The organism is Lawsonibacter sp. OA9 (assembly GCF_022440585.1).
Map to the genome: position 1 here is coordinate 1,367,930 of NZ_JAKNTI010000022.1, position 20,484 is coordinate 1,388,413.

Below are 20,484 nucleotides of genomic sequence, written 5' to 3' on the forward strand. Positions count from 1 at the left end.
GATCAACAAAGGACGCAAGCGGTGTTTCCGTTTGCGTCCTTTTGTCCCTCTATAAAGACAGATGGAAAAGAAACTTTGGAGAGAGAAGCGCAATATATGATCCTTTTCGCCAAGAGATACCACGCTTTTTTCAAGGCCTGTCTTGTGTATTTGGTCCAGGTGTGCTAAAATAATCCATTAGTGTATAAAATGTCATAAGTATGTCTACTGACCAAATGAGGTGTTTGATATGAAGATCGTGGTACTGGCCGGCGGCCTGAGTCCGGAGCGGAACGTATCCCTGTCCTCCGGTTCCAAGGTGTGCCAGGCCCTGCGGGACCGGGGACATCAGGTGGCCCTGGTGGACCTGTTTTTTGGGCTGGAGGATTGGAGCGGCAGTGAAGAAGAGCTGTACTCAGCCCCGATCCCGGAGAAATTCAAGAGGGTAGCTCGGCAGGCCCCTGACCTGAACCAGGTGCGGGCCAGCAGAAAGGATCAGGGCCCCTCCGCGATTGGCCGAGGTGTGCTGGAGCTATGCGCCCATGCGGATGTGGTCTATCTGGCCCTCCACGGGACCTGTGGCGAGGATGGTCGGATCCAGGCCGCTCTGGATCTGCTGGGAGTCCCCTATACCGGCTCCGGCTGTCTGGGCTCGGCTATTGCGATGGATAAGGATCTGACCAAGCGGCTGGTAGCCGATAGGGTAACCACGCCCAGTTGGAGGACCGTCACGGTCACGAAAGAGAATATTGGGGCACTGGTTGAGGAGACTTGCCTGCCTGTGGTGGTCAAACCCATCGCCAGCGGTTCCTCCATTGGCGTCTATATTGCCCATGACAGGGAAGAACTGGAGAAGGCGCTGTATGACAGCCTGAAACTGGGCGGCCGAACAGTTTTGGAACAGTACATTCAAGGCCGTGAGATCCAGGTGGCAGTATTGGATGGAAAGGCCCTGCCCTCCATTGAGATCATTCCCAAAGAAGGCTTTTACGACTATGAGAACAAATACCAGCCTGGTGCGGCAGAGGAGATCTGCCCCGCCCATATTCCAGAGGAGTGGGAGAAAAAAGTAGGAGAGGCGGCCCTGGCTGTGTTCCAGACTATCGGGCTGGCGGTATATGCTAGAGCCGATTTTATTGTCACGGAGGACGGTACTCCCTATTTTCTGGAGATCAATACACTTCCTGGCATGACGCCAACCAGTCTGGTCCCCCAGGAGGCGGCCGCTGTGGGGATCGATTATCCCTCATTGTGTGAGATCATTATCCAGAGATCTCTGGAAGCCAGAAAGGAAGGAATGTGATGGAAACCATCACTTTGGGCCAGCTGCTGGAGGCAGTGGGTGGAACGTTGCTGGGTGAATTTCAGGACCGGGAGGCCCTGATCCAACGTGTAGATACAGACAGCCGGAATATCCATGAGGGAGCCCTGTTTATCCCGCTGATCGGCGAGCGATTTGACGGGCACGCCTACATTAATGCCGCGCTGGAGGGAGGGGCAGTGGGCTGTATTACAGCCCGGGAACGAGAGAATTATCTGCCTGGAAAGTTCTATGTCAAGGTTTCCAATACCCAGAAGGCCCTGCGTGATCTGGCGGCATGGTACAAGGGAAGATTTGATATCCCATTTGTAGCCATTACCGGCAGTGTTGGCAAGACAACCGCGAAGGATATGGTGGCCGCTGTATTGGGTACAAAGTATAAGGTGCTGAAGACTGAAGGGAACTTCAACAACAATGTGGGACTGCCCCTTACCCTGTTGCGGCTCACCGGGGAGCATCAGATTTGTGTCCTGGAAATGGGCATGGACAAGGCCGGGGAGATTGACTATTTGGCAGAGATTGTCAAGCCGGACGTGGGAATCATCACCAATATCGGAGATGCCCACATTGAGCGCCTGGGCAGCCGGGAAAATATTTTTAAGGCAAAGTGTGAGCTTCTGCCTCATGTAAAGGGAAATGGTCTGCTGGTATTGAACGGAGATGATGAGCTGTTGTCCACTCTCCGGGGGCACACTACTGTGCCGGCGGTCTTTTACGGCAAAGAGGAGGGACTGGAATATCAGGCCCATATCACAGGAGGCGACAGCGTCAGCCATATTCTCTGTCGGCTGACCACGCCGGCTATGGACCGGGAAGTCCGCATCCCAGCACTGGGAGAACATATGATTTATCCCACGCTGGCCGCCACCGCTGTGGCAGAGCGATTTGGGCTGACTGCCGACGAGATCGAGCAGGGGCTGACCCAGTTTGTACCGACCCGCATGCGGATGAATGTCCTGCGCCGGGGGGAAGGAATTACCATTTTGGACGACACCTATAATGCCAATCCCCAGTCCATGCGGGCGGCTGTCAGCGTGCTGGCGGACAGTCTGGGGGAGTGGAAGGTGGCTGTGCTGGGTGATATGCTGGAGCTGGGCCCCTTTTCCCCCGCCCTCCACAGCGGCGTAGGCGAGTGTCTGGGCCGGGCTGGGATCCAATGCCTTGTGGCGGTGGGAGAGGAATCGGAGCATATTGCCCAGGGCGCCAGGGACTCTGGAGTTCCTCTGGTGTATCACTGCGCGGACAAAGAGGCGGCGAAAGTGGTGCTAGAGGAGCTGATCCGTCCCAACAGCACCTTCCTGGTCAAAGCGTCCAGGGGGATGAAGCTGGAGGACCTGACAGCCTTCCTGTTGGAGCATACCAAAGAAGCGTAGCATAGAGTTCTACCAAACCGAATCGGTCTGGTGGAGCGGAAATAGATAAACTAAGAGGATGTTATGATCGACATTTCGGTATCTAACCTGGTCAAGGAGTTTGAGGTTGGAAAGAAAATTTTAGATGGGCTCACCTTTCAGGTGGACTCAGGAGAGCGGGTAGGCCTGCTGGGCCCGAATGGGTGCGGCAAGACTACCCTGCTCCGCATCCTGACAGGCGTGGTGGACTGCGACGAGGGAGAGGTGGTCACTGCCCCTGGGAAGCGGATAGGACTCATCTCCCAAATTCCGGTCTATCCAGTGGGATACCGGGTGGAGGATGTGCTAGACACCGCGTTTCAATCTCTGCGCGACATGGAGGAGGAGATGGCTTCCATCGCCCAAAGAATGGCGGCCGGAGACCATGATCCTGCCCTGCTGGCCCGCTATGACAGGTTGAGCGCCTCGTTTCAGACAGGCGGCGGCTATGAGATGGATACCGCGAAAAATAAGGTGTGTAACGGCCTGTCCATTCCACGGGCGATGCGGGAGCAGCCCTTTGACAAGCTGTCCGGAGGGGAAAAGACCAGGGTAAACCTGGCCAGACTGATTCTGGAGGATACAGACATCCTCCTGTTGGATGAGCCCACCAACCACCTTGACCTACGGGCCACCGAGTGGTTGGAGGAGTACCTGGAAAAATTCAAGGGTACGGTCCTGGCTGTATCTCATGACCGCTATTTTCTGGATTCCGTGGTGGACCGGGTCATCGAGATCAAAGAGGGAAAGGCGGAGTTTTATTCTGGAAACTATTCCTTCTACGCGGTGGAAAAGGAGCGGCGCTATGAGGAGCAGCTCAGGCAGTATGAGAAGGAGCAGGCCAAGATCGAGCAGTTGGAGAAGGCTGCCCAGCAGCTGCGTATCTGGGCCTATTCGGGCAACGACAAGATATTCAAACGGGCCCAGTCCATGGAGAAGCGCATCGAGCGGATGCGTACCACCGACCGCCCCAAGAAGGAGCGGAAAATGGAGGTCCGCTTTGGGGAACGGGAGTTTCGAGGGGATGAGGTGCTGTCCATCAAAGGGCTGGAAAAGTCCTTTGGGGAGCGAAGGCTGTTTTCTGATGTAAATCTGGAAGTGGAGGGCGGCGAGCGCGTCGCTCTGCTGGGGGACAATGGAACCGGAAAATCTACCCTCATTAAAATTTTAATGGGGGAGGAGACGCCCGACGGCGGAAAGTTCCGCCTGGGCCCCACGGTACGGATTGGCTACCTTCCCCAGATCATCCATTTCAGCCACCCGGAGCGCAACCTGGTGGATACCATGATCTACGATTTGGACTGTACTGCTCAGACCGCCCGGAATCGATTGGCCGCCTTCAAATTCCGAGGGGAGGACGTGTTCAAGCCCGTGTCCGCCCTGTCCGGCGGGGAACAGTCACGGCTGCGGCTGTGCATGCTGATGGACTCCAAGATTAATCTGCTGATCCTGGACGAGCCCACCAACCATCTGGATATCCAGAGCCGGGAGTGGATCGAGGAGGCGGTGGAGGAATACGAGGGAAATCTTCTTTTTGTGTCCCACGACCGCTATTTTATCGACCGATTTGCCACCCGTATCTGGATGCTGGAGGGCGGCCGCATTACCGATTTTAAGGGCAGCTATCAGGAATTCCAGGCCGTCAGGCAGCGGCAGAAGCAGTCTGGTCAGGCAGCCCCGCACCATGCTCCAGTTCCAGAGGAGGGGGCAAAAGAGGAGAAACCCAAGCGGACAGGGGGCACCAAGGAACTGGAAAAGCAGGTCAACGCCGCGGAGCGTGCCGTAGCCAAGGCTGAGGAGAGGATGTACGACCTGTCCATTCAGATCGAGGAGGCCGCCGCCGACTATTTGAAGCTCCAGGAGCTGTATGAACAGCGGGAGGCCTTGGAAGAGGAGATCTTGAAGCTATACGGGACCTGGGAAGGTCTGTCCGCACAGCTGGAGGAGGCCAGGGGATGAGGGCGAGAAGGTCCAAAATAGAGGTAGCCAGTTACAAGGGCAAGCGTTTTGGTCCTGCCCTCAAAGTGATATTGGCTCTGATGCTGGCCGGAGCGCTCACCTTTGCCGCTCTGTTGGGGGCGGTTCTCTCCGGGGCCTATGACCACATCAGCGGCGAACCACAGGTGATGATCGTCCTGGGCTGCCAGGTGAAGGAGGACGGGCCCTCCATTCTTCTCCGAGATCGGTTGGATGAGGCCCTGAACTATTTGGAGGACCACCCCGATCTGACGGTGGTAGTTTCCGGCGGCCAGGGTCCAGACGAGCCTACAAGCGAGGCCCAGGCGATGGCGGACTATCTGATCGCCAATGGAGTGGACGGGGAAAAGGTTCTGTTGGAAACGGCTTCTCATAATACGGCCCAAAACTTTGCTTATTCCAAAAAGCAAATGGATGAGGCCCAGATAGATTACTCTGACGGGATTTTGGTCGTATCCAATGGGTTCCACCTGACACGGGCCAGAATGCTGGCCCAGCGAGCGGGTTTTGGGGAGGTATATACTTTGGCCGCGCCTACCAGCCATCTGCCTTCTAGGCTGCATATGTATATCCGGGAGCCTCTGGCCCTGGTAAAGTCTTTTGTGTTTGACCGATAAGGAGTGACCTCATGCTGGACAAGCTTACCGCCATTGAGGCGAAATACAGCCAGATCGAGGCGCGGCTGGCCGCGCCGGAAACCTATGACGATCCGGCCCAGGTGGCGAAACTGAATAAGGAGCAGTCGGAGCTCCAGCCTCTGGTGGAGACCTTCCGTACCTATCGGCGGACCCTAGAGGCCCGGGACCAGGCTCGAGAACTGATGTCGGATTCTGAGATGAAGGAACTGGCCCAGGAGGAATATTCTCAGGCGATGGAGGACATCCCAAAGCTGGAAAGGGAGCTGCAGATATTGCTCCTCCCAAAGGATCCCAACGATGACAAAAACGTTATTGTGGAAATACGGGCCGGGGTAGGCGGAGAGGAGGCCGCCCTCTTTGCCCACTCCCTCTATCGGATGTACTCCATGTATGCCGAGAGCCAGCGATGGCACTGTGAGGTGGACTCGGCCAGTGAGACAGAGCTTGGAGGCATAAAGGAAATAACCTTTACGATTGAGGGGACAGGCGCTTTTTCCCGCCTGAAGTTCGAGAGTGGCGTTCACCGGGTCCAGCGGGTGCCCGAGACCGAGTCTGGAGGACGGGTCCATACCTCCACGGTGACAGTAGCGGTCCTGCCGGAGATGGAAAGTGCGGATGTGCGACTGAATCCGGCGGACATCGAAATGCAGGTTTTCCGCTCCTCCGGGGCCGGGGGCCAGCATGTGAACAAGACCTCCTCCGCTGTCCGCCTGATTCACAAGCCGACGGGGACCGTGGTGGAGTGTCAGCAGGAGCGCAGCCAGTTCCAAAATCGGGACAAGGCCATGCGTATCCTGGCTTCCCGACTGTATGAGGCCGAGCAAGAGAAGATATCCTCCGAATATACGGCACAGCGGCGCAGCCAGGTGGGCTCCGGCATGCGGAACGAGCGCATCCGTACCTACAATTTTCCCCAGGGCCGTGTTACGGACCACCGCATTGGGCTGACCCTCTATAAGATAGACAGCGTGATGGACGGCGGCCTGGACGAGCTGATCGATGCGCTGGCCGCCGCGGACCAGGCAGAAAAATTGAAACAACAAGAGTAGAAAGCAGGAGATAGGACTATGGAACTGTATATTCACTATACCAGCCTTCCCCAGGATAAGGAGCTACCCGATGTGGTGGAGGAACTAAACGAGGTGCTGGAGGAGGGCGGCGTCGTGTGCGGAGGGGAAGACGGCCGCATCGATCTGGAACTGGAGGATGAGAGGCACAACCCTAAATATGCCCAGATGGCGGTGAAGGCCTATCTCCAGCGGGCCGCGTTTGATAAAAATACCACCGTGGAGATCGGCGGCATGGAGATCGGCATTTACGAATGAGGAGCGAGCCATGTTTCACAATGTGATCTTTGATCTGGATGGTACGTTGCTGGATACTATTGACGACCTGGCTGACGCGGGCAACTACGTCTGCCGCCTCCATGGCTGGCCCACCTATACAGTGGAGGAGTACAAGCGGTTCGTGGGAAACGGGATGGCCAAACTGGTGGCCCGTTTTGTTCCGGAGGAGTGGCGTACCCCGGAGGGGGTGGCGGCTATCCTGGAGGAGTTTATGCCCTACTACGATGCCCATAAGGAGGACAAGACCGCGCCCTATACCGGACTTCCAGAGGTGGTCCGGATGCTGAAGGAGGCGGGCGTTTCTATGTCCGTGCTGACCAACAAGGCGGACGAACTGGCAGGACCTGTGGTGGAAAGCTACTATCCGGGTGTCTTTTCTATCGTCCAGGGAGCCATTCCCGGTTATGAGCCCAAGCCGGACCCTGCCCTGCTCCAAAGGCTTATGGAGCGGATGGGAGCAGAGAGGGGAAATACCCTGTTCGTTGGGGACAGCAACGTGGATATCCGTACCGCGAAAAACGGTGGCCTGACCAGTTGTGGTGTCCTGTGGGGATTCCGTGGACGGGAGGAGCTGGAGAAAGAAGGAGCAGATCAGTTGGTTGAGGAACCTCAGGAGTTACTGGAAGTGATTCTCGGCCATGGATAAAACGATTTTGGAGACAGAGCGGCTCCTCCTCCGGGAGATGGGGGACAAAGACTTCCCGGCGCTGTGCCGGATGCTCCAGGACCCAGCGGTGATGTATGCCTACGAGCACGCCTTTTCAGATGAGGAGGCCTGGGAGTGGTTGCGCCGCCAGCAAGAGCGTTATGCTAGAGATGGGATTGGCCTGTGGGCGGCGGTGGAAAAGTCCAGTGGTAAAATGGTGGGCCAGTGTGGCCTGACTTGGCAGGACCGAGGCCAGGGAGACTTGGTAATGGAGGTTGGCTATCTATTGGAAAAAGCCGTCTGGCACAGGGGATATGCCACGGAGGCGGCCCAGGCGTGCCGGAACTATGCCTTCCAGAAGTTGGGCCAGAGAGAGGTTTTTTCCATCATCCGGGACAATAACTTGCCTTCTCAGGAGGTAGCCAGACGAAATGGTATGGAAATCCGGGGACAGTTTATCAAGCATTACTATGGAATAGACATGCCGCATCTGATCTTTTCGGTCAGACGGAAGGCTGAGGATGAGGAGTTTTTGCATTGAACACCCAACTGTTAAACGAGAAGAATATCCAACAGGCCGCCGCTATCCTTCGGGATGGGGGATTGGTTGGGATTCCCACAGAGACCGTATATGGCCTGGGTGCCAATGGACTGAATCCCCAGGCAGTGGCCCGTATTTTTCAGGCCAAGGGGCGGCCCCAGGATAATCCTCTGATTTTACATATTCCATCGATAGACCATCTGGACCGGTATTGCAAGGGGATTCCCCTTACAGCCTATCGGTTAGCAGAACGTTTCTGGCCAGGCCCGCTGACCATGATTCTCGCCCGGCGGGATGTAGTGCCGGATGTGGTCACCGCCGGCCTGGACACGGTGGGAATGCGTTGCCCCGCTCACGCTCTATGCCGGGCTATCCTCAGAGATGCGGATGTCCCCGTGGCCGCACCCTCAGGGAATACCTCTGGGCGGCCCAGTCCCACCTCCGCCGCCCATATGTGGGAGGATATGGATGGAAAGATTGATGCCATTGTAGACGGCGGTCCCTGTGCTGTGGGGGTGGAGTCCACCATTGTGGACTTGTCCTGTGACTCGCCCCGGCTGCTGCGGCCGGGGGGCGTCACCCTGGAGCAACTTGAGGCTGTCCTGGGGGATGTGGAAGTAGACCCTGCGGTGACCCGCTTGATGGGGGCGGGGGAGAAACCCCGCGCCCCCGGCATGAAGTACCGCCACTACGCCCCTAAGGCGCCAGTGACGGTAGTGGCGGGGGAGCCGTCCAAAAGTGCTGGGTACATACTGGACCATGCCGCCCCGGAAGACGGGATCATCTGTTTTGACGAGTTTGTGCCCCTGTTCACGAAACGGCACGAGATGAGGCCTGTCATGAACCTGGGCCCCTCTGCGGATAAGGCGGAGCAGGCCCGGCACATCTTCGACGCCCTGCGTTCCTTTGACCATACAGCGGTGAAGGCCATCTGGGCCCAATGCCCTGACGCTGCGGGCATCGGACTGGCTATCGCCAACCGTCTGAACAAGGCGGCCGGCTTCCATATCATTGAAGTGTAAGAGAAAGGTAACTTTATTTTATGCAATCTCAAATCATCAACAAAATTCCCATACTACGGAGCCTTGAGAGTCACATTACCAGCGGCCCCGCAGCCATGGATGTGATTGCGTCCCTGCGCTATGAAACGGGGGCCAGCGCTGTTGTGTTATACAAGGACTGTCTGGACGAGTCCTTCTTCCGCCTGTCCTCCAAGCTGGCTGGGGAGGTCTTACAGAAATTTGTCAATTACAAAATGCGTCTGGCCATTGTAGGCGATTTCTCCCATTACACCAGCAAGCCGTTGCGGGATTTCATTTGTGAAAGCAACAAGGGCAGTCAGGTAGGCTTCTGGCCTACTGAGGAGGAGGCCCTGGCATGGTTAAACAGATGACCGTTCTAGGCATCACCGGCCCCACTGGAGCGGGTAAGACAACCCTTCTGAAAGAGGTGGAGAAGCTAGGCGGTGCGGTCATTGACTGCGATGCCGTGTACCACGATCTGCTGGAAAGGGATGGTGCCTTACAGCATAGCTTGGAGAAAACCTTTGGGCCGCTCCGGGATGAGCGTGGAGCAATCGACCGAAAGAAGCTGGGTACCATCGTCTTTGGCGACCCGGAGAAGCTGCGACAGCTCAATATCATTGCTCAAACCGCCACAGTGAGGCGCACCCAGGAATTGCTGGAGGGATACCGCCGCAAGGGGATAGCTCTGGCCGCCATCGATGCCATCGCCCTGCTGGAGAGTCCGCTGGCCAAGCTCTGTGACGTTACCCTGGCGGTGGTCGCACCCGCGGAGATACGGGTAAAACGGATCATGGATCGGGAGGGCATCACGGAGGAGTACGCCTGGTTACGGGTAAAGGCCCAGAAGAGTGACGAATATTTTGTGAAAGGGTGCGACCGCACCTTGGTGAACGACTGTGACCAGGTGGAGGAATTTGCCCTCCAGGCCAAGGCGTTGGTAGAATCGATTTTGCAGGAACACATACAATAGAGGTACAAAGGAGGTTTTCCCAATGGATGAAAAAAAAGAACTGACACGGGGCGAGCAGCTTCGCCGGGCCCTGACCTATCAGAAGAAAAACGGCTATGACCGGTTACAGCCCGGTGAGCTGGAGGCCATAGAGGCTTACTGTTCCGGATACAAGCAGTTTCTGGACGGAGGCAAGACCGAGCGGGAGTGTGTGGACCGTACCATTGCACTGGCGGAGACCGCCGGCTTCCGTCCCTATGTCCGTGGCATGGAGCTCAAGCCTGGGGACAAGGTGTACCGGTCCAACCGGGGCAAGGCTGTTATGCTGGCCGTTATCGGCCGAAAAGATCTGGACCAGGGCGTCAACATCGGTGCGGCTCATATCGACTCCCCCCGGCTGGATCTTAAGCAGAACCCTGTGTATGAGGCGGAGGAGCTGGCCTTTTTCAAGACCCACTACTACGGCGGCATCCGCAAGTACCAGTGGGTGACCATTCCTCTGGAGCTCCATGGGGTGGTGGCCTTGAAGGGCGGTAATGTGGTCCGGATATCCGTAGGAAACGGAGAGGGTGACCCCCTGTTTACCATTGACGACCTGCTTCCCCACTTGGGGGCAGAGCAATCTAAAAAGCCCCTGGGAGAGGCCATTCCCGGTGAGAGCCTGAATATTCTGATAGGCAGCCGCCCCCTGGCTGATGACGAGGGCAGTGACCGGGTGAAGGTGGCTGTGCTGGAGCTGCTCAACCGGAAGTACGGCATCGTTGAGGAGGATTTTATTTCCGCCGAACTGTGCGCTGTCCCTGCCTTCCGGGCCTCTGATATCGGCTTTGACCGCTCCATGATCGGAGCCTACGGCCACGACGACCGGGTGTGCGCCTATGCGGCCCTGGCCGCCCTGCTCCAGTTGGATACCCCGGAGCGTACAGCGGTCTGTATGCTGGCTGACAAGGAAGAAATAGGCTCTGAAGGAGTTACGGGCATGAAGTCTGCCTCCTTTGACACCTTTATGGCGGACCTGTGCGCCGCCCAGGGGGTGCTGCCCAGAGCCTGCTATGAAAAATCCTTCTGCCTGTCCGCCGATGTGACGGCGGCCTATGACCCCAACTTTGCCGATGTATATGAAAAGCGCAACAGCGCCTTTGTGAACTACGGTATGGGGCTCTGCAAGTATACCGGAGCCCGAGGTAAGTCCGGCGCCTCTGACGCCTCCGCCGAGCTGGTGGCTTATGTCCGAAAGGTGTTGGACGGTGCCGGTGTGGCTTGGCAGATGGCCGAGCTGGGCAAGGTGGATGCCGGCGGCGGTGGGACCGTGGCCGCCTATATGGCCGAGCGGAACATCGACACCCTAGATGCCGGGGTTCCTGTCTTGTCCATGCACTCTCCCTTTGAAACGGTTGGAAAACTGGATTGTTATATGACCTATAAAGGCATGAAGGCCGTCTTCGAGGCCTGTTAGTCCCAAAAAGCAGATGAAAAAGACAGGGACCGCCCTCTGGCGGTCCCTGTCCTGTCCTAAGGAGGTATCTATGAAATTGGATGAAAAAGCCTGGATGGCCCAATTTTGCCAAGCGGTGAAAGACGAGTTTGGAGGCCGGATCGTCTGTATCGGACTGCAAGGCAGCCGTGGGCGAGGTGAGGAGAGGGAAGACAGCGATATCGACATGGTAGTCGTACTGGACCGGGTGGAGCTGGAGGACTTGGACAGGTATCGCCGGGTAGTGGCTAACCTGCCCTGCCGGGAGCTGCTTTGTGGCTTCGTATCTGGAAAGGAAGAGCTGCTGGCCTGGGAACCGGGCGACCTGTTCCAGTTTTATCACGACACAGCCCCTGTTGTGGGAGATTTGGAATTTTTACGGGGGACATTCGCCAGAGAGGACGCCAGTCGGGCAGTCCATACTGGCCTGTGCAATTTATACCACGGCTGTGTACATAATTATCTTCACGAGCGAGATGAGGCGCTGCTGGCCGCGCTTTATAAATCCGCCGCTTTCACCCTTCAGGCGATATATTGGCTGAAAACCGGGGTGTACGTCAAAAAACATCGAGAGCTGTGGCTGGAGCTAACTGGAGAGGAGCGGTCAGTGCTGGAGCGGGTTCTGGCGTTCCGGGCCGGAGAGGGGCCTGATCTGGAAAAAGACAGCGCTCTCCTGCTTCAATGGGCGGGAGCAACATTGCGAGAGGGCGTGAAGCAGTACTAGACAGCCCTAAAAATGGATCTGCTCATTACGAGTGAACTGTGTTGCCTTCGTGCCTGGGTTGTTTTGCCCGGTCTGGCAGTTATCAAAAAGGACAAGGCGCCTATTCCGGAAGGGAGACAGCAAGGCTAAGTGAGCTGCCTGAAGCGGCAACGCTGAGGGAAACCTCCCCATTATAAAAGAGCTCTCCAAGCGCAACCGCATTTTCCGTGGCAATACCAAGGGTATCATGTACGCTCTGAAACCCGGCTTCCTGGACCGCTTGGAGGTAGGCGTCAACCTCGGCCTCACCAATATCATCCAGATAGACCGCAAAGATTTGACAGCCGGCTGAGTTGCCCTCGGAGACGGCGGTCACGGTGCCAGAGGAAGGTTTGGGTATGGATTGGGTAAAGCGGTTGTCCGGCCATTGATTGGCGGGAGTCAAGGTGGGAGGGGAAGTGGCGCTGCCAACAGTCTGTTGACCACAGGCGGCCAGCAACAGGATGGCCAGCGTCGATAAGGGGACAAGTATGGCTCGTATCCAATTTCTCATTTCAATTTCCTTTCTAATTTCCAGACTTGGAAGGCCAGAATAATACAGAGGACCAGAAGCAAAGTGGGCAGCCCGACGGACAGCCAGGTGGGAAGGGGTGCGGAGGACACAAAAATAGAGGTGGGGCCATCCACCCCGCCGATGTGTCCCATGTGGGAAGTCCCTGTGGCAAAAAGCTTAGATCCCGTGAAGAATAACTCCAAGGCAAGCGCCAGTTGAGTCAGAGGGCCAACAGCGCATATTGCCGCGATGGAGGTCAGCAGCCAACGCAGCAGCTTCAGATACCGGCGGGCGGTGATCCTCTGGGACTGGTCCATAGCCTGAGAAACAACAGCCTCCGCTTCGGCAGCTGTCAAGCTGTCCCTGGGGTCTTTTTCTCCTCGTATCAGTTCCACAAGTGAGATGCCGAGGGCCTGGGCCAGAGGTTCCAGAAGCTTTACATCAGGAAACCCCTTTCCAGTCTCCCATTTGGACACGGCCTTGTCTGTGACATTGAGCTGGTCTGCCAACTCTTTCTGGGTCAGGCCCTGTTCTTTCCTCAACTGGGCCACAAAGGCCCCAAAGCGTATGTTATCCATGGGATGACCTCCTTGATTTTTCTCTATTATGAGCATTGCCGCCGCAAAAAGCAACCTACGAAAAGTAGAGAAGCGGTTTTTGACTAAGAAAGGCTCTTACAGTACAACCTAGAAAGGAGTTTTCATAGGAGGGGTGCTTATTATGGATGAATCTCAGGAGAAAGAGGAACAGCAGACGAGCGAACCCATCATACAGCCGATCATAGATCTGGGGTCCTCCCTGATTCAGACGGACAAAGGGACCATCTACGTGCTGACTATCGTGGGACAGATCGAGGGCCACCAGATGCTGCCCCCCAGCAGCAAGAGTACGAAGTACGAGCATGTTCTTCCTCTGCTGGCCACAGTGGAGGAGAGCCCCCAGATAGATGGACTGCTCATCTTACTGAATAACGGCGGGGGAGATGTGGAGGCTGGGCTGGCCATTTCGGAACTTATCGCCTCTATGTCTAAGCCGACCGTTTCCCTTGTGCTGGGCGGGAGCCACTCGATCGGGGTTCCGCTGGCGGTTTCGGCCAAACGGTCTTTCATTGCGCCCTCGGCTGCTATGACGATCCACCCAGTTCGGCTCAACGGCTTGGTCATCGGTGTACCCCAGACGTTCTATTATTTTGAGCGCATTCAGGATCGTATCACACAATTTATAACCGCCAACAGCGGGATCAAGCGGGAGGCGCTGACCAAACTGATGCTTCAGACAGGGGAACTGGCCGCCGACGTAGGCAGTGTGATCTACGGCGAGGAGGCGGTGGAACTTGGGCTGATTGACCAGATTGGCGGGCTGTCTGACGCGCTGTCCTGCCTGCATGGGATGATAGAGGATAGAAAGCAAGCAATAGAAACAGGCGGGCGGGAGTGATCCCGCCCATTTACATAATGCAAATGAAAAAGACTGGAATTTCCTGTCCTGTTGTGTTAATATAGTATCAGTGATTTTATTGGCTTCTTGCCATTTAGGGGGTAAATACAGTGACCTATCCTATGTCCGCTATTCTCGGCTTTGTCCAGGGCGTAGCCGAGTTCCTTCCTATTTCCAGCTCCGGGCACCTGACCTTGTTTCAGCATTTTTTTGGCCTGGCGGAGCCAGATAATTTGTTCAACGTGCTGCTCCACTTTGCCACTCTGCTGGCTGTGTGCATCTACTACTTCCAGGATGTAGTGGAAATGATCGTTGAGTTTTTTCGAGGGATCGCGGCTCTTTTTTCCCGCCATCCTTCCCATGGGAATCCACCGGAGGCGCGCCGGCTGGTCCTCCTGGTCATCGTCGGTACGCTGCCGCTCTTTGCGGTGCTGCTGATCAAAAATAAGGTGGAGGCTCTTGGATCCAATCCTTATTTTGTCAGCTGTGCTCTGCTGGTGACAGGCTGTATCCTCTTCTGTTCTGACCGAATGGCGGGCGGAAGGAAGAACGCCCGAAACGCCACCCTGAAGGACGTATTGCTAGTGGGCGTGGCCCAGGGCTTTGCCACCATCCCAGGGCTGTCCCGCTCCGGTTGTACCATCTCCGCCGGTATGGCCAGAGGATTCGACCGCAAATTTGCCGTGCGCTACTCTTTCCTCATGTCTCTGCCCGCGGTGCTGGGCGCGACGATCCTGGAGGTCAAGGACGTTCTGGAGATGGAAGGCGGTCTGCCGGAAGGGAGGCTACCCATATACCTGATGGGTATGGTCATCGCCGGCGTGGTGGGCTATTTCTCCATCGGACTGGTCAACCTGTTGGCATCCAAGGGCAAGTTTGGCGCGTTTGCCTACTATTGCTGGGGCGCCGGCCTGCTCTCTCTGGTCCTATGCGCCATGGGGTGGACGCTAACGTCGGGTACGATCTGATTTTCCTGGAAAGGTAGGAACCTTTAAGAATGGCAACGACACAAAAGAGATCCGGAGGGGGACGGTCGGCCTCCTCCGGCGGAAAACGGACTACTTCAGCGGCAAGATCCAAGCCAGCGGCCAAGAGTAGCCGTGCCGACATTTCCTCCCACCGCCCGTTCCGGCGTGAGGTAGGGGCGGTGGTCTGCCTGCTCCTGGCGATCTTCTCCTCCTTTGGATACTTCAAAATGGAGGCGATCTTCATCACCTTCTTTGTGGGGCTGGTCAAGGGACTGGTAGGCTATGGCTTTTGGCTGGTCCCTCCCGCCTTGCTTTTGGGAGCCTATATCCTGGCGTTCCACCGTGGACGGCCGGTCCGTCTAAGGCTGACCTGCGCCCTCCTCCTGCCCCTGATGGTGGCGGGCGTATTCCATGGTATGCTGTCAGATCCGCTTCCTTGGAACGGTGCGCTGGTCAAGGAGTTGTGGAACAGCGGCGAGGCGATGAGATCCGGTGGTGTGCTGGCCGGTGTGCTGGCCCAGGCCTGTGTATCCCTGTTTACCAGCTTGGGCTCCACGATCATCTTTGCCATGGGAGCGATTCTGATGGGACTGGCCGCCTTTGACCGTTCTCTGGTGGATGTGGCGGACTGGGTCTTTAACCGGCCGAAATATGAATATGAGCCAGAGCCGGAGCAGCCACGCCGGAGCCGGACTGAGGAGCGCCAGGGAGAGAGGGCGGCGGAATCGCTGTCCCAGACCCGGACGCGCCGCTCTGAAATCGATATCCCTGTGGATGAGGGACCGTTGGTGGGGAAAGAACCGCCGGCCCCCCAGGAGAAGAAACGGCTGGGATTTTTTGACCGCAAGGCCCGTGTGCCTGCCCCCGACCAACTGCTGAAGGGGTCTACAGAGCAGGAGAGTGTTCCCCCGGCAGCAGAGCCCGAGGCTGTAGAGGAACAGCCGCCTGCCCCCGCGGCAGAGCGGCCCCGGCCGATCCCGGTGGTCCCGCCGGTCACTGTGGCGCCGCCGTCCGTACCAGAGGAGCGGCCTGCGGTGCCGCCCACTCCACAGAAGGACGAGCAGCCACAAAAGGTGACCCGCCAGGAGGCGGAAGAAGCGGCAGTTCAGGTGGCACAGGATATCCAGGAAACCATGGACCAGGGCAGCCCGCCTTACCAGTATCCGCCTCTATCCCTGCTCACTGAGGGGACAGGGGATATTGGTGGCGAGGCGCTGGTGGAGCTCAACGCCAACAGGCAGCGCCTCGCTGATACGATCCACTCCTTTGGAATCGACGCCAACATCGTCAACGTGACAAGGGGCCCCTCTGTGACCCGGTATGAGCTGGAACTGGACCAGGGAGTCCGGCTGAACAAGCTGACCAATCTGGCGGACGATATCGCCTTGGCGTTGGGCGCAACAGGGGTCCGCATCGCCCCAATCCCAGACCAGATATCCATGGTCGGGATTGAGGTGCCTAATAAGCTGGTTTCCCCGGTCAATATCCACTCGGTCATCGGCTCTACCGCCTTCACAAACAGCGCCTCTAAGGTATCCTTTGCCGTGGGCAAGGACATTGGAGGAAACTGTATCGTCGGAAACATCGCCAAGATGCCCCACCTGCTCATTGCGGGTACGACAGGCTCCGGTAAGTCGGTGTGTACCAATTCTCTGATCATCTCCCTGTTGTATAAGGCCACTCCAGAGGAAGTCCGTCTGATCATGGTGGATCCCAAGATGGTAGAGCTGGGCATCTACAACGGGATCCCCCATCTGTTGATTCCCGTGGTCACAGATCCCAAGAAAGCGGCGGGCGCCCTTCAATGGGCAGTCACGGAAATGATGAAGCGATACCGCTCCTTTGCCGAAGTTGGCGTGCGGGACCTGGCTTCGTACAATGCTAAGGCCGCAAAGACCGAGGGAATGGAAAAAATGCCCCAGATTGTGGTCATCATCGACGAGCTGGCCGACCTGATGCTAGTGGCGGCGAAGGAAGTGGAGGAGTCTATCTGCCGGGTGGCTCAGATGGGCCGTGCCAGCGGTATGCACCTGATTATTGCCACCCAGCGCCCCTCTGCTGACGTCATCACTGGTCTGATGAAGGCCAATATACCAAGTCGGATCGCCTTTGCCGTGGCCTCCAGCCTGGAGTCACGCATTATTTTGGACATTACTGGCGCAGAAAAGCTGGTCGGCCGGGGGGATATGCTCTATTTCCCGCTGGGCGCCGGGAAGCCAACCCGTGTACAGGGTTGCCTGATTAGCGACCAGGAGGTCGCTTCCGTAGTAGAGTTTGTCAAACGCAGCGGCTCCGCCCAGTATGATGACAACGTCATGCAGGAGATCGAGCAGCACGCCGCCGAGAAGGAGAAGGGAACAAAAGGTGTAGGCGGCTCCGCTCCGGATGAGGTCAGTGATGAGTATGACGAGCTCATCGATGCGGCGGCGGAGGTTGTGGTGGAAACAGGGATGGCCTCTGTTTCCATGCTCCAGCGCCGACTGAAGCTGGGCTATGCCCGTGCTGCCCGCCTGGTGGACCAGCTGGAGGAAAAGGGGATTGTAGGTCCTTTTGAGGGCAGCAAACCCCGCCAGGTTTTGATTACTAAGGAGCAGTGGCAGGAGCTGAAGTATCGGCAGGGGGTCGGGGCGCCTCCTCCTCAGACAGAAGCGGAAATACCAGATCGAACCGATTTAGACAGCACCCAGGTCGATCCGCCCTTTGACGTGGAGGAGTCTCTGGACCGAGCGGAAGAGGATACCCTATAACCCAGGATACGGACAGCAGACCGGATGACAGGCGGTGGACTGAATAGAGGGAGTGGGAGAGATGGAACCATCGAAAAAGCGGGCGGTCCGGCTGTTTACCCTGGTGATCGCCCTTACCGCTTTGGCCAATGGCCTGGGAAGCAGTATTTTTTCCAATTATTTTAATGAGGTCTATCATATCGATTCGATCCAGCGCGGATTCATTGAGATCCCCAGGGAGAGCCCCGGGGTACTGTGCATGGCACTGGTGGCGGCGCTGGGATCTCTGGGCAGCCTGTGGATGTCGGTAGTGGCGCAGCTGCTGCTGTTGACCGGTTTGGTTGTCATGGGTCTGTTTAGCCCCAGCTATGGGGTGATGCTGGTTTTCCTGTTTATCCATTCCTTGGGAATGCACCTGTTCATGCCTTTGAATGACGCCATCTCCATGGATCTGGCGGAAAAGGGGAAAGTGGGGACAGCCTTTGGAAAGTTCAAAGGAGTCAACACATTCTTTTCCATGGCGGCGGCGCTGATGGTCTTTTTAGGATTCCGGTTCGGCGTGTTCCACTTTGGGGAGGGCTTTATCCTGCCCTTTGCCATTGGGGCGGCGGCCACAGCGGCAGCGGTAGTATTGCTGGCCCGGATGGCAGTTAGTATACCTCGGCAGAGCGGCCATGTGAAAAGTCATAAACTTTTATTCCGGCGTGCCTATATGCCCTATTACATGGTTACTTTGGCCTACGGCTGCCAGAAGCGAATCAAAATTGTCTTTGCGCCATGGGTCATCATCAACCTGCTGGGTCAGGGGGCGGATACGGTCGCCCTGCTAACCATTGTGGTCCACTTTGTGGGGACCTGGTTTGCTCCCCTGATTGGCCGCCTGCTGGACCGGATGGGGGTGCGCAGGATGCTCTGGCTGGAGGCCGGGTATATTGTCCTGTCATTCACTGCTATGGGCCTGCTGGCGGGGCAACTGGCTGGTGGAGCTTTCTCTTCCGGCGGCTGGCAGACCTGGCTGGTGTTCGCGGCCTATATCCTCTGTGTCCTGTTTGAGCAGTTCAATATGGTCCATTCTTTTATGATGCGTTCCATGGCATTGGACCCGGGGGAGGTGACCCAGACCCTGTCTGTGGGACTCAGTGTAGACCATGTGATGGCCATTGTCGCCTCGCCCATCATGGGGCTGATCTGGGAGGGCTGGGGAGTCCAGTACGTCTTTTATCTGGCGGCGCTGTCCGCCATCCTGCAGCTGGCTGCAGCCGGTATGGTGGGAAAAACGGAGCTGTCTAGGGTATAAATATTTCATTTTTATTAAATTTGCCTTGTGCCCCTTTACAGGAGCGACTTTTTAGAGTAGACTATTATTAGGTTTTTAGACAGGAGGTGCCCAGAATGGAAGAAATGGATTTTACCAGAAAATTTAGTCTGGGGGACCAGCGGGACCTGGAGATCAAGGCCATCTTGGCCTCTGTCTATCAGGCGTTGCAGGAGAAGGGGTATAACCCCATTAACCAGATTGTGGGCTATATTTTGTCTGAGGACCCCACCTATATTACCAACCACAACAATGCCAGAGCTTTAATCCGCAAAGTGGACCGGGATGAGCTGCTCCAGACCTTGGTCAAATATTATCTGACACACTGATGACCGCACAGCGGCCCGCCGACTGGCGGGCCGCTTTTTTGATAGAAAAGGAGGGGGCATGATGAAGGACTTTTATAGAACCTATCCTCAAGTAGCGTTATGTGGCCTGAACTGCCTGCTCTGCCCTATGAACATCGGAGGCTGGTGTCCCGGATGTGGCGGGGGAGAGGGAAATCAGAGCTGTCCCCGTGCCCGGTGTGCCCGGGAGCGAAATATCGGTGATTTCTGTTACCGCTGTGAACAATACCCCTGTGAACTCTATGAGGGGATGGGGGACTATGATTCTTTTGTGCCCACACGGCGCAGGGGCGCGGACCTGGACAGAGTCCGTGAACTGGGGCCGGAAACCTATGTGCGGGAGCTGGAGGAGAAGCGGGCTATTTTGGAACTGCTAGTAGGGGAATGGAACGACGGACGGAAGAAAAGCTTTTACACCACAGCGGTCTACCTGTTGGAGCTGGATGACCTGCGCCATGCTGTCCAGCAAGTGACTTCCCTTTCCACAAAAGAGATGTCTGAAAAGGAGCGTGCGGCCTGTATGACACAGGCCCTTCAGAAAATCGCAGAGCAGCAGGGGTTAGTACTGAAGCTGAATAAAAAACAAAAGAGAAGAAGTAGAGGGAAGCATTTATGAATATTTTGGTGAGCTACTGTTTTTTAGGGGAACCCTGTCGGTATGACGGCTGCAGCCGTCTGGACCGCCAAGTCATCGAACTGCACAAAGCGGGACATACGCTGGTCCCGGTGTGTCCTGAGGTGCTAGGAGGTCTGGACACTCCCAGGGCACCGGCCGAGGTGCAGGCGGATGGTAGGGTCATCACCGAAGATGGAGAGGATGTCACCGACGCATATCGGGCGGGGGCAGAGGCGGCCCTTAAAATCGCAAGAGAGCATAGCTGCACGGTGGCGGTGCTCAAAGCCAGATCTCCGTCCTGTGGCTGCGGCGAAATCTATGACGGCAGCTTTACCCACACCATCAAGGCCGGATGGGGCGTCACGGCCCGTCTGTTGGCAGAGGCGGGCCTTCGGGTCATGGACGAGGAAAATTTGGAGAGTTGGCTATATGATCCGACGGCGTGGCCATCTGAGATGTAACTGTATCGTACATCAGAGCAAAATCCATCGAAAAGGGTCAGACGATAAAAAATTTAAGGGCCATTGACCCC

At 56.7% G+C, this 20,484-nt stretch carries 22 protein-coding genes; 20 read left to right on the forward strand and 2 right to left on the reverse strand.

The genetic code is table 11. From position 1 onward, the window contains the following. The first annotated feature begins 229 nt into the window (after positions 1-229). From MCG44_RS07730 to MCG44_RS07790, 13 genes are all read left to right on the forward strand, one after another. Positions 230-1,282, forward strand: coding sequence for a D-alanine--D-alanine ligase (locus tag MCG44_RS07730; protein ID WP_147571899.1), 1,053 nt, complete (start codon positions 230-232; stop codon positions 1,280-1,282). After that, positions 1,282-2,673 carry a UDP-N-acetylmuramoyl-tripeptide--D-alanyl-D-alanine ligase gene (locus MCG44_RS07735; protein WP_186852624.1) on the forward strand — a complete coding sequence of 464 codons (1,392 nt, stop codon included), beginning with the start codon at positions 1,282-1,284 and terminating at the stop codon, positions 2,671-2,673. Before MCG44_RS07730 ends, MCG44_RS07735 begins: the two co-directional genes overlap by 1 nt. 63 nt (positions 2,674-2,736) lie before the next feature. After that, complete coding sequence (abc-f, locus tag MCG44_RS07740; RefSeq protein WP_186852623.1) at positions 2,737-4,650, forward strand: ribosomal protection-like ABC-F family protein; 1,914 nt, start codon at positions 2,737-2,739, stop codon at positions 4,648-4,650. Next, positions 4,647-5,285 carry a YdcF family protein gene (locus MCG44_RS07745; RefSeq protein ID WP_147571896.1) on the forward strand — a complete coding sequence of 213 codons (639 nt, stop codon included), beginning with the start codon at positions 4,647-4,649 and terminating at the stop codon, positions 5,283-5,285. The genes abc-f and MCG44_RS07745 overlap by 4 nt, the downstream gene beginning before the upstream one ends. An 11-nt stretch (positions 5,286-5,296) precedes the next feature. Further along, the gene (prfA, locus tag MCG44_RS07750; RefSeq protein WP_147571895.1) at positions 5,297-6,355 is read left to right on the forward strand and encodes a peptide chain release factor 1; all 1,059 of its coding nucleotides are present in this window, start codon (positions 5,297-5,299) and stop codon (positions 6,353-6,355) included. A gap of 18 nt (positions 6,356-6,373) precedes the next feature. Further along, positions 6,374-6,631 carry a hypothetical protein gene (locus MCG44_RS07755; protein WP_147571894.1) on the forward strand — a complete coding sequence of 86 codons (258 nt, stop codon included), beginning with the start codon at positions 6,374-6,376 and terminating at the stop codon, positions 6,629-6,631. Between the two features lie 10 nt (positions 6,632-6,641). Next, positions 6,642-7,298 (forward strand): HAD family hydrolase, encoded by a 657-nt coding sequence (locus tag MCG44_RS07760; protein ID WP_240287585.1) that lies wholly within the window; start codon positions 6,642-6,644, stop codon positions 7,296-7,298. Then, complete coding sequence (locus MCG44_RS07765) at positions 7,291-7,839, forward strand: GNAT family N-acetyltransferase (RefSeq protein ID WP_186852621.1); 549 nt, start codon at positions 7,291-7,293, stop codon at positions 7,837-7,839. Before MCG44_RS07760 ends, MCG44_RS07765 begins: the two co-directional genes overlap by 8 nt. Continuing rightward, positions 7,836-8,861 carry an L-threonylcarbamoyladenylate synthase gene (locus tag MCG44_RS07770; RefSeq protein WP_240287587.1) on the forward strand — a complete coding sequence of 342 codons (1,026 nt, stop codon included), beginning with the start codon at positions 7,836-7,838 and terminating at the stop codon, positions 8,859-8,861. Before MCG44_RS07765 ends, MCG44_RS07770 begins: the two co-directional genes overlap by 4 nt. A 20-nt stretch (positions 8,862-8,881) precedes the next feature. Then, complete coding sequence (locus MCG44_RS07775) at positions 8,882-9,232, forward strand: DUF4180 domain-containing protein (RefSeq protein ID WP_186852619.1); 351 nt, start codon at positions 8,882-8,884, stop codon at positions 9,230-9,232. Then, positions 9,217-9,834, forward strand: a complete 618-nt coding sequence (gene coaE, locus MCG44_RS07780; RefSeq protein ID WP_240287589.1) for a dephospho-CoA kinase — start codon at positions 9,217-9,219, stop codon at positions 9,832-9,834. Before MCG44_RS07775 ends, coaE begins: the two co-directional genes overlap by 16 nt. A gap of 22 nt (positions 9,835-9,856) precedes the next feature. After that, the gene (locus MCG44_RS07785; RefSeq protein WP_240287591.1) at positions 9,857-11,269 is read left to right on the forward strand and encodes an aminopeptidase; all 1,413 of its coding nucleotides are present in this window, start codon (positions 9,857-9,859) and stop codon (positions 11,267-11,269) included. A gap of 70 nt (positions 11,270-11,339) precedes the next feature. Beyond that, positions 11,340-12,011 carry a nucleotidyltransferase domain-containing protein gene (locus tag MCG44_RS07790; RefSeq protein WP_240287593.1) on the forward strand — a complete coding sequence of 224 codons (672 nt, stop codon included), beginning with the start codon at positions 11,340-11,342 and terminating at the stop codon, positions 12,009-12,011. A gap of 100 nt (positions 12,012-12,111) precedes the next feature. On the opposite strand, the gene MCG44_RS07795 is transcribed toward MCG44_RS07790, so the two are convergent. After that, a complete protein-coding gene (locus MCG44_RS07795) occupies positions 12,112-12,543 on the reverse strand; it encodes a hypothetical protein (RefSeq protein ID WP_240287595.1) in 432 nt (143 codons plus the stop codon). Then, a complete protein-coding gene (locus MCG44_RS07800; protein ID WP_240287597.1) occupies positions 12,540-13,121 on the reverse strand; it encodes a helix-turn-helix domain-containing protein in 582 nt (193 codons plus the stop codon). Before MCG44_RS07800 ends, MCG44_RS07795 begins: the two co-directional genes overlap by 4 nt. A 142-nt stretch (positions 13,122-13,263) precedes the next feature. Here MCG44_RS07800 and MCG44_RS07805 point away from each other — a divergent pair, with 142 nt between their 5' ends. From MCG44_RS07805 to MCG44_RS07835, 7 genes are all read left to right on the forward strand, one after another. Continuing rightward, positions 13,264-13,980, forward strand: a complete 717-nt coding sequence (locus MCG44_RS07805) for a ClpP family protease (RefSeq protein ID WP_147571884.1) — start codon at positions 13,264-13,266, stop codon at positions 13,978-13,980. 110 nt (positions 13,981-14,090) lie between these two features. Beyond that, positions 14,091-14,948: an undecaprenyl-diphosphate phosphatase gene (locus MCG44_RS07810; RefSeq protein WP_240287599.1), complete on the forward strand. Its 858-nt coding sequence runs from the start codon at positions 14,091-14,093 to the stop codon at positions 14,946-14,948. Between the two features lie 29 nt (positions 14,949-14,977). After that, positions 14,978-17,695, forward strand: coding sequence for an FtsK/SpoIIIE family DNA translocase (locus MCG44_RS07815; RefSeq protein ID WP_240287601.1), 2,718 nt, complete (start codon positions 14,978-14,980; stop codon positions 17,693-17,695). Positions 17,696-17,756: 61 nt separating this feature from the next. After that, positions 17,757-18,971 (forward strand): MFS transporter, encoded by a 1,215-nt coding sequence (locus MCG44_RS07820; RefSeq protein WP_147571882.1) that lies wholly within the window; start codon positions 17,757-17,759, stop codon positions 18,969-18,971. A 95-nt stretch (positions 18,972-19,066) separates the two neighbouring features. Continuing rightward, positions 19,067-19,318 (forward strand): IreB family regulatory phosphoprotein, encoded by a 252-nt coding sequence (locus MCG44_RS07825; RefSeq protein WP_147571881.1) that lies wholly within the window; start codon positions 19,067-19,069, stop codon positions 19,316-19,318. A 61-nt stretch (positions 19,319-19,379) separates the two neighbouring features. Then, positions 19,380-19,952: a DUF3795 domain-containing protein gene (locus tag MCG44_RS07830; protein WP_240287603.1), complete on the forward strand. Its 573-nt coding sequence runs from the start codon at positions 19,380-19,382 to the stop codon at positions 19,950-19,952. Beyond that, complete coding sequence (locus MCG44_RS07835) at positions 19,949-20,413, forward strand: DUF523 domain-containing protein (protein ID WP_147571879.1); 465 nt, start codon at positions 19,949-19,951, stop codon at positions 20,411-20,413. Before MCG44_RS07830 ends, MCG44_RS07835 begins: the two co-directional genes overlap by 4 nt. Positions 20,414-20,484: the final 71 nt, after the last annotated feature.